At 65.0% G+C, this 14,705-nt stretch carries 12 protein-coding genes; 3 read left to right on the top strand and 9 right to left on the bottom strand.

All coding sequences use genetic code 11. The features are described 5' to 3' along the window. Positions 1 to 20 precede the first annotated feature (20 nt). The 3 genes from BM059_RS01960 (at position 21) to BM059_RS01950 (ending at position 6,887) form a co-directional block, all read left to right on the top strand. A complete protein-coding gene (locus tag BM059_RS01960; RefSeq protein ID WP_074936348.1) occupies positions 21 to 3,326 on the top strand; it encodes a transglutaminase family protein in 3,306 nt (1,101 codons plus the stop codon). Between the two features lie 181 nt (positions 3,327 to 3,507). After that, the gene (locus BM059_RS01955) at positions 3,508 to 5,994 is read left to right on the top strand and encodes a circularly permuted type 2 ATP-grasp protein (RefSeq protein WP_074936346.1); all 2,487 of its coding nucleotides are present in this window, start codon (positions 3,508 to 3,510) and stop codon (positions 5,992 to 5,994) included. Next, complete coding sequence (locus tag BM059_RS01950) at positions 5,991 to 6,887, top strand: transglutaminase family protein (protein ID WP_037005817.1); 897 nt, start codon at positions 5,991 to 5,993, stop codon at positions 6,885 to 6,887. The genes BM059_RS01955 and BM059_RS01950 overlap by 4 nt, the downstream gene beginning before the upstream one ends. Before the next feature lie 318 nt (positions 6,888 to 7,205). Here BM059_RS01950 and BM059_RS01945 read toward each other — a convergent pair whose 3' ends face one another. From BM059_RS01945 to fabR, 9 genes are all read right to left on the bottom strand, one after another. Beyond that, positions 7,206 to 8,141, bottom strand: coding sequence for a DUF808 domain-containing protein (locus BM059_RS01945; protein ID WP_074936345.1), 936 nt, complete (start codon positions 8,139 to 8,141; stop codon positions 7,206 to 7,208). A gap of 221 nt (positions 8,142 to 8,362) precedes the next feature. Beyond that, positions 8,363 to 8,950: an LOG family protein gene (locus tag BM059_RS01940; RefSeq protein ID WP_074936343.1), complete on the bottom strand. Its 588-nt coding sequence runs from the start codon at positions 8,948 to 8,950 to the stop codon at positions 8,363 to 8,365. A gap of 236 nt (positions 8,951 to 9,186) precedes the next feature. After that, complete coding sequence (locus BM059_RS01935) at positions 9,187 to 9,801, bottom strand: LysE family transporter (protein ID WP_037005813.1); 615 nt, start codon at positions 9,799 to 9,801, stop codon at positions 9,187 to 9,189. A gap of 517 nt (positions 9,802 to 10,318) precedes the next feature. Beyond that, positions 10,319 to 11,233, bottom strand: coding sequence for a glycerophosphodiester phosphodiesterase family protein (locus BM059_RS01930; RefSeq protein WP_074936341.1), 915 nt, complete (start codon positions 11,231 to 11,233; stop codon positions 10,319 to 10,321). Between the two features lie 207 nt (positions 11,234 to 11,440). Next, on the bottom strand, positions 11,441 to 12,013 hold the full coding sequence (locus tag BM059_RS01925; protein WP_037005811.1) for a HupE/UreJ family protein: 573 nt from the start codon (positions 12,011 to 12,013) through the stop codon (positions 11,441 to 11,443). A 20-nt stretch (positions 12,014 to 12,033) separates the two neighbouring features. Further along, the gene (gene ureG / locus BM059_RS01920) at positions 12,034 to 12,648 is read right to left on the bottom strand and encodes an urease accessory protein UreG (protein ID WP_037005809.1); all 615 of its coding nucleotides are present in this window, start codon (positions 12,646 to 12,648) and stop codon (positions 12,034 to 12,036) included. A gap of 14 nt (positions 12,649 to 12,662) precedes the next feature. Continuing rightward, entirely contained in the window at positions 12,663 to 13,337 is a 675-nt protein-coding gene (locus BM059_RS01915) for an urease accessory protein UreF (RefSeq protein ID WP_037005807.1), read from the bottom strand. A gap of 37 nt (positions 13,338 to 13,374) precedes the next feature. Next, positions 13,375 to 13,875, bottom strand: coding sequence for an urease accessory protein UreE (gene ureE / locus BM059_RS01910; RefSeq protein ID WP_074936340.1), 501 nt, complete (start codon positions 13,873 to 13,875; stop codon positions 13,375 to 13,377). 163 nt (positions 13,876 to 14,038) lie between these two features. After that, complete coding sequence (gene fabR, locus BM059_RS01905) at positions 14,039 to 14,674, bottom strand: HTH-type transcriptional repressor FabR (RefSeq protein WP_037005805.1); 636 nt, start codon at positions 14,672 to 14,674, stop codon at positions 14,039 to 14,041. Between the last annotated feature and the right edge of the window lie 31 nt (positions 14,675 to 14,705).

The following is a 14,705-nucleotide window of genomic DNA, read 5'->3' as shown; positions in this document are numbered from 1 at the left end:
CAGGCTAGCAGGAGGCCGCCGTGTCGATTCATGTCGCGCTGCACCATGTCACCCACTACCGCTACGACCGTGCGGTCAACATCGGGCCACAGGTCGTTCGTCTGCGCCCGGCTCCCCATAGCCGCACACGTATCCTGTCCTACTCGCTGAAGGTCGAGCCCGGCGAGCATTTCATCAATTGGCAGCAGGATCCGCAGGGCAACTACCTGGCGCGCCTGGTGTTCCCGGAGAAGACTCGCGAGTTGAAAGTCGAGGTGGATCTGGTCGCCGAGATGGCGGTGTTCAACCCCTTCGACTTCTTTCTCGAGCCCTATGCCGAGCGCATTCCCTTCACCTACACCGAAGGCGAGCAACGCGAGCTGGCGCCCTACCTGGTCAAGCTGCCGGCCACGCCGCTGTTTGCCAAGTACCTGGCCAGCATTTCTCGCGAGCCGGTGCCCAGTATCGATTTCCTGGTGGCGCTGAATCAGCGCCTGTCGACCGACATCCGCTACCTGATTCGCATGGAGCCCGGCGTGCAGACGCCCGAGGAAAGCCTGAAGAACGCTTCCGGCTCCTGCCGCGATTCTGCCTGGCTGCTGGTGCAGCTGATGCGCCACATGGGCCTGGCGGCGCGTTTTGTCTCCGGCTACCTGATCCAGCTCACGGCGGACGTCAAATCCCTCGACGGGCCCTCCGGCACGGACAAGGACTTCACCGACCTGCACGCCTGGTGCGAGGTGTATCTGCCTGGCGCTGGCTGGATCGGGCTCGATCCGACTTCAGGCCTGTTCGCCGGCGAAGGCCATATCCCGCTGGCCTGCAGCCCGGAGCCATCCTCGGCGGCGCCGATCACCGGTGGGCTGGACGAGTGCGAGGTGGAATTCGAGCACCTGATGAGCGTCGAGCGCGTGTGGGAGGCGCCGCGCGTCACCAAACCCTATAGCGACGGCCAGTGGCAGGCGATCCAGGCGCTGGGCCGGCAGATCGATGCTGACCTGCAGCAGCATGACGTGCGCCTGACCATGGGCGGCGAGCCCACCTTCGTTGCCCTCGACTATCCCGATGACGACGAGTGGAACACCGCGGCTCTGGGGCCAAACAAGCGCCGCCTGGCGGCCGACCTGTTCTACCGTCTGCGCAACCACTATGCGCCCAAGGCGCTGGTGCATTTCGGCCAGGGCAAGTGGTACCCAGGCGAGCAGTTGCCGCGCTGGTCGCTGAACTGCTTCTGGCGCCGTGATGGCGAGCCGCTGTGGCAAGACCCGAAGCTGCTGGCCGACGAAAAGCGCGGCTATGGTGCCACCGCCGAGACCGCCGCACGCTTTCTCGCCACGCTGGCGGCGCATCTGCAGGTGGATGCCGGTAACGTCTTTCCAGCCTATGAAGACTGGTTCTATTACCTGTGGCGTGAGCGCAAGCTGCCGGACAACGTCACTCCGGACGACCCGCGTCTGAGCGATCCACTGGACCGCGAGCGCTTGCGCAAGGTGTTCGAGCAAGGCCTCGACAACGTGGTTGGCCATGTGCTGCCGCTGGCGCGCCAGGTGGTCGGCGAGGGCTGGCAGAGCGGGCGCTGGTTCCTGCGTGACGAGCACTGCCGCCTGCTTCCGGGCGACTCGGCGCTGGGTTATCGCCTGCCGCTGGATTCGCTGCCCTGGGTCAGCCAAGCCGATTATCCCTACATCAACCCGGTCGATCCCAGCCAGGCGCTGCCACCACTGCCCAGCCCGGCGCAGGTCCAGCGCCAGTTGCGCGGCGTCTGGCGCGGTGCAAGCGCGGCCCCCGCCGCCGGCCCGCAGAGCGCACGCCCGGCCAGCGGGCAATCGGCTGCCGGCATCGTGCGCACCGCGCTGTGTGCCGAGCCGCGCGAGGGCCGCCTGTACCTGTTCATGCCGCCCCTGAGCCACCTCGAGGATTACCTGGAGCTGGTCGCGGCCATCGAGGCAGTGGCTGCCGAGCTCAAATGCCCAGTGCTGCTGGAAGGCTACGAACCGCCGCTTGACCCGCGTCTGCAGTATTTCCGCGTCACCCCTGATCCGGGCGTGATCGAGGTGAACATCCACCCGGCTGCCAGCTGGGACGAACTGGTTGAGCGCTGCGAATTTCTTTACGAGGCGGCGCGCCAATCGCGCCTGTCCAGCGAGAAGTTCATGATCGATGGGCGCCACACCGGCACCGGTGGCGGCAACCACTTCGTCCTCGGCGGCGCCACGCCGAGCGATTCGCCGTTCCTGCGCCGCCCCGATCTGCTGCGGAGCCTGATCAGTTACTGGCATAACCACCCGTCGCTGTCCTACCTGTTCAGTGGCTTGTTCATCGGCCCGACGTCGCAGGCGCCGCGTGTCGACGAGGCCCGCAACGATGCGCTGTACGAGCTGGAGATCGCCTTTGCGCAGATGCCCGAGCCGGGCCGCGACTGTCCGCCGTGGCTGGTCGACCGTTTGCTGCGCAACCTGCTGGTAGACGTCACCGGCAACACCCACCGCGCCGAGTTCTGCATCGACAAGCTGTATTCGCCGGATTCGGCCAGCGGGCGCCTCGGCCTGCTTGAACTGCGCGCCTTCGAGATGCCGCCGCACGCGCAGATGAGCCTGGCCCAGCAACTGCTACTGCGTGCGCTGATCGCGCGCTTCTGGCAGGAGCCCTATCGCCCGGCGAAGCTGGTGCGCTGGGGCACCGAGCTGCATGACCGCTATCTGCTGCCGCATTTCGTCGAACAGGATTTCGCCGACGTACTGCAGGAGCTGGGCAGCTTCGGCTATCGCCTGCGCAGCGAGTGGTTCGCCCCGCACTTCGAGTTTCGCTTTCCCAAGGCCGGCGATTTCACGGTCAAGGGCATCGATCTGGAGGTGCGCCAGGCGCTGGAGCCCTGGCACGTGCTGGGCGAGGAGGGGGCCACAGGCGGCACGGTACGTTATGTCGACTCGTCGCTGGAGCGCATGCAAGTGAAAGTATGCGGTATGGCACCGGATCGCTACGTGCTGACTTGCAACGGCGTGCCAGTGCCCTTGCGGCCGACGGGCAAGGTCGGTGAGTTCGTCGGTGGTGTGCGTTTCCGCGCCTGGCAGCCGGCCAGTTGCCTGCAGCCGACCATCGGCGTGCACGCACCGTTGGTGTTCGACCTGATCGACACCTGGATGCAGCGCTCGCTGGGTGGTTGCCAGTACCATGTCGCGCATCCGGGCGGTCGCAACTACGACAGCCTGCCGGTCAATGCCTACGAGGCGGAGAGCCGGCGCCTGGCGCGCTTCTTCCGACTGGGCCACAGCCCAGGCAAGCGCCCAGCCGTGCAACCGATAGACAATAATGAACTGCCGATGACCCTGGATCTGCGTCGGGTTTGACGACATGTTGCTCACTTGAGTGTCGGCTGCCGCGACCAGTCCCCTCGCCCCTTTGGGGAGAGGGTTAGGGAGAGGGGAAACTGGCGCCTTCGCGGTGTTTCAGCCCTTTCCCCCGGCCCCTCTCCCATAAATGGGAGAGGGGAGCGTAAAGCCGTACCGCCTTGCCACTGCCGAGCCTGCCATGCACGACCTGCTAGCCGATTACCCGCCCCCTGCCGGGGCTTATCACGAACTGCTCGACGCCAAGGGCAACGTGCGCCCGCACTGGCGCCGGCTGTACGAGCAACTGGCGCGCAGCCGCCCGGAGCACCTGGCGCAGCGTGAGGCCATGCTGGCCCGGCAGATCCAGGAAAACGGCGTCACTTACAACGTCTATGCCGACCCGGACGGCGCCGACCGGCCCTGGGAGCTCGACCTGCTGCCCAATCTGATTGCGGCTGACGAGTGGCAGCAGATCGCCGCGGGCGTGGCGCAGCGCGCGACCCTGCTCAACCGCGTGCTGGCCGATCTGTATGGCCCGCAGAAGCTGATCGCCGACGGCCTGCTGCCGACCGAGCTGGTGTTCGGTCACAACAATTTCCTCTGGCCGTGCCAGGGCATGCAGGCGCCGGGCGGCACCTGGCTGCACCTGTATGCGGTGGATCTGGCTCGCGCCCCAGACGGTCGCTGGTGGGTCACCGCCGACCGCACCCAGGCGCCCTCTGGCGCCGGCTACGCGCTGGAGAACCGGCAGATCGTCTCGCGCGCCTTCCCCGAGCTGTACCGCGACCTGCGCGTGCAGTACCTGGCTGGCTTCTTCCGTACCCTGCAGGACACCCTGGCGCGCCAGGCACCCAGTGGCGGCGAGACGCCGCTGGTGGTGCTGCTGACGCCTGGGCGCTTCAACGAGAGTTATTTCGAGCACCTGTACCTGGCACGTCAGCTCGGTTATCCACTGGTCGAGGGCAGCGACCTGACCGTGCGCGACGCCACCCTCTATCTCAAGACTCTGGCCGGCCTGCGCCGCGTGCATGCGGTGTTGCGTCGCCTCGACGACGATTACTGCGACCCGCTGGAGCTGCGCACTGATTCGGCCCTCGGTGTGCCCGGTCTGCTCGAAGCGGTGCGCCGTGGTCGTGTGCTGGTGGCCAATGCCCTGGGTAGCGGCGTGCTGGAGTCGCCCGGCCTGCCCGGTTTTCTGCCCGCGATCAGCGAGCATCTGCTCGGTGAAGAATTGCTGCTGCCGTCCATTGCCAGTTGGTGGTGTGGCGAGCCACCGGTGCTGGATGAGGCGCTGGAGAAGCTCGACCAACTGCTGGTGCGCCCGGCCTTCCCTTCGCAGAGTTTCACCCCGGTATTCGGCCGTGATCTGGACGAAGCGCAGCGCGCCAAGCTGGCTGCACGTCTCAAGCTGCGCCCCTATGCCTATGTGGCGCAGGCGCGGGCCAAGCTGTCGCAGGCGCCGGTGTGGGACGGCAGCGGTTTGCAGCCACGCGCCATCGGCATGCGTGTGTTCGCTGTAGCCAGTGCCGACGGCTACCGGGTGATGCCCGGCGGCCTGACCCGTGTGGCTGCCGAGGCCGATGCCGAGGTGGTGTCGATGCAACGTGGCGGGGCGAGCAAGGACACCTGGGTACTCGGCACGCGGCAGAGCGGCGGTGAGCCCTGGCAGACGCAACGCACCCTCGGCACCGCCGATCTGGTGCGCAGCGATCCCTTCCTGCCGTCACGGGTGGTGGAGAACCTGTACTGGTTCGGTCGTTACGCCGAGCGTTGCGAAGGCAATGCGCGCCTGCTGCGCATCATGCTGGCGCGCTACGTCGATGACGATGACGACCCGCAGGCACTGCAGAGCGCGCTGGCACTGGCGCAGGAATTGGGCCTGCTGGCAGATCCCGAAGAGGGTGAGCTGGCAGAGCGTCTGTTGCAGGCGCTGCTTGGCAGCGACTGGCCGGCTAGCCTGCGCTCCAATCTGCAGCGCTTGCAGTGGGCCGCTGGCAGCGTGCGCGGCAAGCTGTCCCAGGCCAACTGGCAGGCGTTGGTCGAGTTGCAGCGCGAGGCTCAGTTGCTCGAAGGCCAGCCGGCCGATTTCGGCGAGCTGCTGGATTTTCTCAATCGCCTGCTGATGTCGCTGGCGGCGCTGTCCGGTTTCGCCCTCGACGACATGACCCGCGACGACGGCTGGCGTTTTCTCATGTTCGGCCGCTACATCGAGCGCCTGCAGTTTCTCTGCGACAGTTTCGCCGGGTTCCTGCGCAGCGGGTCGGCCACCGACCAGTCGGCGCTGGAGTGGCTGCTGGAGCTGGGCAACAGCAGCATCACCTACCGCACCCGCTACCTGGCTTCGGCGCAGTTGATACCGGTGCTCGACCTGCTGTTGCTGGACGAACAGAACCCGCATGCCGTGATCTTCCAGATGCGCACCCTGCTGCATTCGCTACAAGGTGTTCACGAGCGCTTCGAGCTGCCTGCCGAGCGCTACCTGGCTTATCTGGAGGAGCAACTCGCGGCCTTCAACCTGGCCACCCTGGAAAACCCGCTGTTCGGCCCCGGCAGCACCCGTGCGGTGCTCGAAGGCCTGGCCGACCTGCTGGTGGCCATCAGCGAAGCCGCCGGGGCGGTATCCGATCACCTTGGGCTGCGCTTCTTCGCTCATGTCGATGTCAGCCAGCGGACGCAATCCTCATGAGCAGTGCGCTTTATCAGGTGCTTCACGACACCCATTACCGCTACTCGGCGCCGGTTTCCCTGGCCCAGCAACTGGCGCATCTGTGGCCGCGCGAGTGCCCCTGGCAACGCTGTCACGAGCACGAACTGCGTATCGACCCGCAACCCTGTCAGCGCCGCGACGGCCTCGACGTGTTCGGCAATCCGCTAACGCGCCTGGTGTTCGAGCGTCCACACGAGGTGCTGAGTGTCAGTGCGCGGCTGCGGGTAGAGGTGCTGGCGCGACCGCCGCTGGACCTGGACGAGTCGCCGAACTGGGAAGCGGCCTGCTTGGCGCTCAGTTACAGCGGAAAGCTCATGGAACCGGCGTTGCTGGAAGCGGCGCGCTACCGTTTCGAGTCGCCTTACGTACGCCTCAAGCAGGTGTTCGCCGATTACGCTGACGGCTGCTTCACGCCGGGCCGCCCGCTGCTGCAGGCGGGCCAGGCGCTGATGCAGAAGATCTTCGACGAATTCAGCTTCGATGCTGCTGCCACCCAGGTGGCGACGCCGCTGCTGCAGGTGCTGGAGGAAAAACGTGGGGTCTGCCAGGACTTCGCCCATCTGATGCTCGCCTGCCTGCGTTCGCGTGGCCTGGCGGCGCGTTACGTCAGCGGCTACCTGTTGACCCAGCCACCGCCCGGCCAGCCACGATTGATCGGCGCGGATGCTTCGCACGCCTGGGTATCGCTGTATTGCCCGCGTCATGGCTGGGTGGACTTCGACCCGACCAATAACGTGCGCCCGGCGTTGGAGCACATCACCCTGGCCTGGGGGCGGGATTTCTCCGACGTGTCGCCGCTGCGCGGGGTGATTCTGGGTGGCGGCAGCCACGACCCGGAAGTTGAGGTCACAGTGCTGCCGTTGGCGGGTTGAATGGCTGCAGCAGTTGTACACGGAATCTGTGGGTAACTCTGTACACAAATTCTGGACTGACTGCTGTAATCCTTTCTTTTCGGGCTCTCCAGGGGATTGTTCAGCTTTTCGCCAAGTAGCTGAAATACGCCTGGTCAGCTCGAGAAAAATCAATAAAACCAGTGGCTTGCTTGGTTTCTCCTGGCGGCTCCGGCGCGCGCACCGGTGGTTGCGCGCTTATCCACGAAAAGCGTGGAGCAAGCTGTGGATAAGCTTTGGGGAAACCCTTGCAGGCAGCGTGGAGCAAGGGCCTTGGAGGCTTGTATGCGTTTTGATCGTCTACTCGGTTTTGGCGGGGCGAACGGCCTGCCAGAGGCGCCCGAACAGGCTGACCAGTGGCAGCGTCAGCAGGCCGGCAAGAATGCCGAACAGCGCATTGAGCAGCGTAGGAATAAGCAATGACAGCAGGTGCCCTGCATCGCGCGCTACCCACTCGGCGGCGTGATGCACGGCCGATTCCACCGGCGGTAGGCCGTGGCTGAGAATGCCGCCACCGACCATGAACATCGCCGCGGTACCGACCACTGACAGGGTCTTCATCAACCAGGGCGCCAGGCGCAGGATGCCGCGACCACAGGCCTGGGCGAACGCACTGGCGCGCTGACTGAGGTAGAGGCCGGCGTCGTCCAGCTTGACGATGCCGGCGACCAGCCCGTAAACGCCGGCTGTCATCACCAGGGCGATGCCGCTGAGTACCAGCACCTGATTGAGAAAGCTGGCAGCGGCGACGGTACCCAAAGTGATGGCGATGATTTCCGCCGAAAGAATGAAGTCGGTGCGCACCGCGCCACGAATTTTGTCGCGTTCGAACGCCACCAGGTCGATCTCGGGGTCGGCGATGGCCTCCAGGCGAGCCTGCTTGTCGTCTTCCGCGTGGCGGTGCAGCAGCTTGTGGATGAGTTTCTCGGCGCCTTCATAGCAGAGGAACAGGCCACCGAGCATCAGCAGCGGCACCACCAGCCAGGGTGCCACGGCGCTGATCAGCAGGGCGGCGGGTACCAGAATCGCCTTGTTGAGCAGCGAACCCTTGGCCACCGCCCAGACCACTGGCAGCTCGCGGTCGGCGCGCACGCCAGTGACCTGCTGGGCGTTGAGCGCGAGGTCGTCACCCAGCACGCCTGCGGTCTTGCGCGCGGCGATCTTGGTCATGGTGGCGACGTCGTCGAGTACGGTGCTGATGTCGTCGATCAGGGCGAGTAGATTGCTTGCGGCCATGTTGCGGCTTCCGTGGGGGAGAGGCCGCAGAGCGTAGCATTGTGTTAGAACCTGTTCACGATCTGCTGCGCGTTGGCCCTACTGCGTTAAAAACAGGCTCGGAATGCTCATTTACAACCCGTAAAGTCGAGCGCGACTCCGACCGGTCCTCGCCTGTTTTTGCCTTGTATGGCTCTAGCTCGCGAGATCGTGAACAGGTTCTTACATGCCTGCGTATAGGCTCAGACGGGTGAGCGATCCACCCACTTCGGCGCTGCGCTGGGGCGCCATTCGCTCAGGGCGTCGAGCAGTTTCCGGGGACTGCCTGCGATCTGCAGCATCTCGCGGTGTTGCGGGCGGACGAAGCGTTCGGCGACCAGGTGATCGAGAAAACCGCCAAGCTTGCTGTAGAACCCGTTCACTTCCAGCAGGCCCAGCGGTTTGGCGTGGTAGCCGAGTTGGCCCCAGGTCCATACCTCGAACAGCTCTTCCAGAGTCCCGAGGCCACCGGGCAGGGCGATGAAGGCGTCGGCCAGTTCGGCCATGCGCGCCTTGCGCGCGTGCATGCCGTCCACCACTTCCAGGCAGGTCAGGCCGCGGTGGCCGATCTCGGCGCGCTCCAGGCTTTGCGGAATGATGCCGATCACCTCGCCACCGGCATTGAGCGCCGCATCGGCGACCACGCCCATCAGGCCGACGGCGCCACCACCGTAGATCAGACGAATACCGCGCTCGGCCAGGTGCTGGCCAAGCGCTTCGGCGGCTTCACGGTAAATGGGACTGGCACCAGGGCTGGCACCACAGAAGACACAGACGCTACGCAGGGACATGGACGGATTCCTTGGCTGAATGTGCCAAGGGTAACCAGCCGCTGCGCTGCCACCAAGTGTCAGTGCCGCGTATCAATGCCGCAGGTGGCACAGGCGTAGCTGGCGAGCAGTTGCTTGAGCAGGTCATTGAGGTACATGGCGCGGCTTCCTGACGCAGGGACATGTGGTTCAGGCTAGTCCCGTTGCTGGCGCCGCGCCGTTAGATTGTTTCGATGATGGCGATAGTCGCGGTGCGATCAGACCAGTTCCATCGCGCTCATGCCGGCCAGGCCTAGCAGCACCACGCCGCAAGCGGCGTAGGTCAGGCGGTGCCAGAGCAGCGAAGCGGCGCGGCGAAACCAGTCCACCAGGCCGGCGCAGATGAAGCACCAGAGGATCGACGAGACCATGAAGCCGGCGAAGAACACCGCCAGGTGCATGGGTGTCGGTTGAGCGACACCAATGGCGGCCATCGCGCCACCCATGGCGGCCCAGTAGACGATGTTCTGCGGGTTGGTCAGCGATAGAGCGGCTCCGGCTGCAAAGGCTCCGCCAGCGGCCACCTGGGTATCGTCGCTGGGTTGTGGTGGGCGATGCGCGTCGCGCAGCGACTGATAGCCGAGCCAGGCCAGATAGAGGGCGCTGGCTAGCGTCAGCGGATAGCGAATCTGCGCGCTGTCGAGCAACAGGGCCAGACCGGTGAGGCCGAGTGCGGCCCAGGTGGCATCGCCCACCAGCGAGCCGATCTGTACCAGTAGAGCAGGTTTGTAGCCGTCACGCAGGCCGCGGCGCAGGGTCTCGCTGAACACGGCCCCCGGGGCGGCGTTGAACACGAAGCCGAGCAGCATGGCGGCGAGGAAGAAGCTGAACATGAAGCGTCCTTACTGGGCAGGGAAACGAAGGTTACTCGCCCAAGCAGGTGGCATGCCAGGCAGCGAAAATAAAGTTTTCCACGCAGCTTGTGGGAATAGTTGTGGATAAGCTGGTGGTGGCTGGCTGCGGCGCTTTAGATACGCCGTTTTCAGTGTCCTGGTGAAGATTTGAGCAGTGGGTTTTTTCCTTTGTACACAGAGGGTTGACAGCTTTTGGCGAAACTGCGGAGGCATCGTGCATTTGTCCACGGCAGCTGTGGGTGATGTTGTGGGTAACTTATGTACCTATTGCTGTAGGCCATGAATAGAGAGGGCTCCAGCGCTTTGCTGGATTTTTGATCAAGGCTGTTCGATACAATTTTGGGGTGAAGCAGTGGCGGGTTTGTCCAGTGTTTTTTAGGCTCAGGAGCGCAGCAGGGTTAATTATCCCCGGAAGCTGTTGATCATATTGTGGATAAGCTGGTGGTAGATCTCGTCTCTGCCAATGGCAGCAGGGCTACCAGCCTGCGGTGTCGGCCTATTCGCTGGGCAGCGCGCTCAGTTGCGTGGAGCGTCCCAGCAACTGCAGGGCGCGATCCGGGTAGTCGGTGATCAGGCCGTTGACGCCCATCTCCAGCAGCAGACGCATGTTCGGTTGTTCGTTGATCGTCCACAGATGCACCTGCAGGCCGCGTGCCTGGGCATTGCGAACCAGCCGAGGTGTCGCCAGGTTCAGGCCGCCGTGTTGCTGCGGAATCTGCAGCACGGGGTAGGAGGGCGACAGCAGGTCGCTCAGCCCCAGCCAGTTCAGGGCCAACAGCAGGCGCACCGAGACAGGCCCGCCCGCAGTCGCGACCTCCGGGCAGAGTTGGCGAAAACGCTGCAGGCTGCGTTCATGAAAGCTGGCGACTATGACGCGGTCGAGTTGGTCGTAGGTCGCCAGCATCTCGCAGAGCACGGCCTCCATGCCGACATCGGGCACCTTGATTTCGAGCGCCTTGGGGATCAGCGGAAAGCGCTCGAACACCTCTTCCAGCGCAGCGATACGCGTGCCCTGACCGCGATAGGGATAGCTCTGGCCGCCATCGGCCGTCCACTTGTAGCCGGCATCCAGTGCCTGCAACTCGGCGAGGTTGTAGTGCGCGACAGGCCCTTGGCCATTGCTGGTGCGCTCCAGGGTTTCATCGTGGATCAGCACCAGTTTGGCGTCCTGGCTCAGATGCAGATCCATCTCCAGCATGTCGACACCGAGTGCGGCAGCGCGCTCGAAGGCGAACAGGGTATTTTCCGGCCACAGACCCATACCGCCGCGATGAGCGATGACCAGCGGGCGTTGGCCAAGATCGGCGAGCACCGCAGGTGGGCTTGCCGGCTGACTGATCAGCGCCAGTACCAGCACGACGACGCCGATCAGCAGCAGTGGGGCGATCAGAAATCGAGTGAGGCGCAGCATGGGCAGGGTCTCGAAACCGGTTCGGGACTTTGTGCCCCAGCACGGCGGCCTTGGCAAGTACCGCAGTGGAACCGGTAGGGTGCACCGTGTGCACCGTGTGCACCGCGGGAGCCGCGATGGACGAATCTGCACCGGTGCGCATGGCGCACCCTACGGGGGGTAGGGTGCGCTGCGCGTACCACGGTGGCAGCGATGGGCTGCGAATCTTCAGCTGGCCAGCAGCCAGACACCAGTCGCTGCCGAGGCTGCGCCGGCGATACGCACCAGCGGCGCCGCTGCTTGTGGCAGGAAGCGCACCAGGGCGAAGCCGATGGCGTGCAGCGCAGCGGTGGCGACGATGAAGCCGAAGGCATAACCGAAGGGGCTGGCCAGATCCGGCAGCTCCAGGCCGTGGGCGACGCCATGGGTCAGGGCGAAAACGGCGGTCAATGCCATGGATAAAGCCATCGGCAGACGCGCAGCCACGGCCACCAGCAGGCCGAAGGCCAGAACCGAGCCGGCGATGCCGGTTTCCATCAAAGGAATTTCCACACCGGCAAAACCCAGCAGGCCGCCGATCAGCATGGTGCCGACGAAGGTCAGCGGCAGCGCCCAGCGTGCCGCGCCGCTTTGCTGCGCCGCCCACAGACCGACAGCGAACATCGCCAGCAGGTGATCCAGGCCGAACACCGGGTGAGCCAGGCCGGCCATGAGCCCGGAGTCGCCGTGGCCGGGGTGAGCAAAGGCCAGCGCCGGGGTGCAGAACAGGGCGATGGCGTAGAGGGTTTTACGCAGATTCATGAGGTTCTCCTTGAGTGGAATCAGGCCGCGGTGAGCATGCCCTGGCGTTCGATGAAGGCGATGATCTCGTCGAGACCCTGGCCGACTTTCTGGTTGCTGAAGACGAAGGGCTTGTCGCCACGCATCTTCAGGGTGTCGCGCTGCATGACTTCCAGTGAGGCGCCGACCATGGGTGCCAGGTCGACCTTGTTGATCACCAGCAGGTCGGATTTGCAGATGCCGGGGCCGCCCTTGCGTGGCAGCTTGTCGCCGGCCGAGACGTCGATCACGTAGAGGGTCAGGTCGGACAGTTCGGGGCTGAAGGTGGCGGACAGGTTGTCGCCACCGGACTCGACGATGATCAGGTCCAGGCCGGGGAAGCGGCGATTGAGCTGCTCCACCGCCTCCAGGTTGATCGAGGCGTCTTCGCGGATGGCGGTGTGCGGGCAGCCGCCGGTTTCCACGCCGATGATGCGCTCGGGCTCCAGCGCCTCGTTGCGCACCAGGAACTGGGCGTCTTCCTGGGTGTAGATGTCGTTGGTGACCACGGCGATGTTGTAGCGCTCGCGCAGGGCGCGGCACAGGGCCAGGGTCAGGGCGGTCTTGCCGGAACCGACCGGGCCGCCGATGCCGACACGCAGAGGTTGGCTGTTCATTTCTGGAATCCTCGTCAGGAGCGGAAGAGACGTGAGTACTGGCGCTCGTGCGCCATGCTCGTTAGGGCCAGGCCGAAAGCGGCGCTGCCCCAGTGTTCGGGGGAGAGGGCGGCGGCCTGGCGCTGGGCCGCGTCGAGCTGCGGCAACAGGCGACTGGTCAGGCGTTGGGCGGCCTGCTGGCCCAGCGGCAGGACCTTCATCAGTACGGCGAGCTGGTTTTCCAGCCAGCCCCAGAGCCAGGCTGCGAGGGCGTCGTCCGGGGTGATCTGCCAGGCGCGGGCGGCCAGCGCCCAGGCCAGTGCCAGGCCCGGTTCGTCCTGGGCTGCAAGTGCTTCACGCGCGGCATCGTCCAGCTCGGGCAGGCCTTCGAGCAGTTGCCGCAGTGAATAGCCCATCTGCCGACTTTCCAGGGCCAGTTCGCTGGTTTCACGGCTGGCGCGGTGCTGTTCGGCCAGTTGCTGCAGACGCGGCCAGTCGCATTCGTCCGCCGCACGGCAATGCGCGAGCAGCAGCGGCGCTTCGAAGCGAGCGAGGTTGAGCGCGAGTTGATCGGCCAGCCAGCGTTCGGCGTTTTCGGCATCCTTGATCAGGCCGCTGTCGATGGCCCATTCCAGGCCTTGCGAGTAGCTGTAGCCGCCAATGGGCAGCTGTGGGCTGGCCAGGCGCAGCAGCGCCCAGGCCGGTTTCATGCCAAGCCCTCGGTGCGCGCAGCCGACAGGGCGCGGCTCACTTGCGCACACCGAACTGGTGCAGGCGCGGGCCGTAGTTGAACTCTTCGTCGCCGTGGTGGGAGTGGTGATGACCACCGCCGTAGGCGCCTTGCTCCGGCTGATAGGGCGCTTCGACGGATTCGACCGTGGCGCCGAGCTGTTCGAGCATGGCCTTGAGCACGTAGTCGTCAGGCAGGCGCAGCCAGCCTTCGCCCAGTTGCAGGGCCACGTGGCGGTTGCCCAGGTGGTAGGCAGCGCGCATCAGCTCGAAGGGGCTGGCGCAGGTGACGTGCAGTAGCGGCTCGGGTTTGGCGCGCACGCGCACGACGCGGCTGTCCTTGGCTTGCAGGCATTCGCCATCAGCCAGGGCCGGTTGGCCGCGCTCGAGGAACAGGCCGACTTCTTCACCGGTGGTGGTGAAGCAGCGCAGGCGGCTTTTACTGCGCGCCTCAAAGGTCAGTTCCAGTTCGGCATCGAAAGCGCTCTGCGGCGCGATTCGGGAGTGGATAACCAGCATGTGTGTCTATTCCGGGGCAATGTGCCCGGAAATAGTGCAAGTGGCTTGCCAAGGCAGAAGAGTGCCGCAGCGCAGCGCATTTCTGCGCTCTGTGGATAACTTGGCGAGACAGTCAGGATTTATTTGGTGCGTTTTTGATGGCTTGGCACAATTGTGGTGCGCGCTACTCGGCGGGCTTGCCCAGGCCCTGCCAGTGCTTGCCGCCGACCATGATGAAACGCAACTGCTGAATGATCTTGGCCTCTGCCGTGAGGTGTGCAGGCAGCGTCTCCGCGGGAGGGTCGATCAGTTCGGGTAGGGTGGCGAATACCGTTTTGACCACCAGATCCGACACCACATCCAGCGCTGCATCGTCGAGGTGCGGCATGCGGTTCATCAGCTTGAGGTCGGCTGCCAGGTCGCTGGTGATGCGCTCGCGCAGCGCGGCGATGGCCTGGCGTACCGGCCGTGAACCACCGTACTGCTCGCGGGCGAGGAACAGAAACTGAGCGTGGTTGGCGGCCACTTCGGCGAGAAAGATGCGCACCGAGGCGTCGATCATGCCGCGCATTTCGAACTCGTGGCGGCGTACCTGACGAATCGCCGCACGGAAGGTTTCGCCGACTTCCGCCACCAGTGCCAGGCCCAGTTCGTCCATGTCGGCGAAGTGGCGATAGAACCCGGTGGGCACGATACCGGCGACGCGCGTCACTTCTCGCAGGCTCAGGCTGCCAAAGCCGCGTCCGCTTTCCATCAGCGTGAGGGCGGCGTCCATCAGGGATTGGCGGGTCTGCTGCTTCTGTTCGGCGCGTGGCGTCATGCGAGGTCGGGTCATCGAGTGATGCCGCACT

Origin of the sequence: Ectopseudomonas composti, from assembly GCF_900115475.1 — a bacterium.
Classification (GTDB): Bacteria; Pseudomonadota; Gammaproteobacteria; order Pseudomonadales; family Pseudomonadaceae; genus Aquipseudomonas; species Aquipseudomonas composti.
This window is presented reverse-complemented; position numbering and strand designations above follow the sequence as displayed.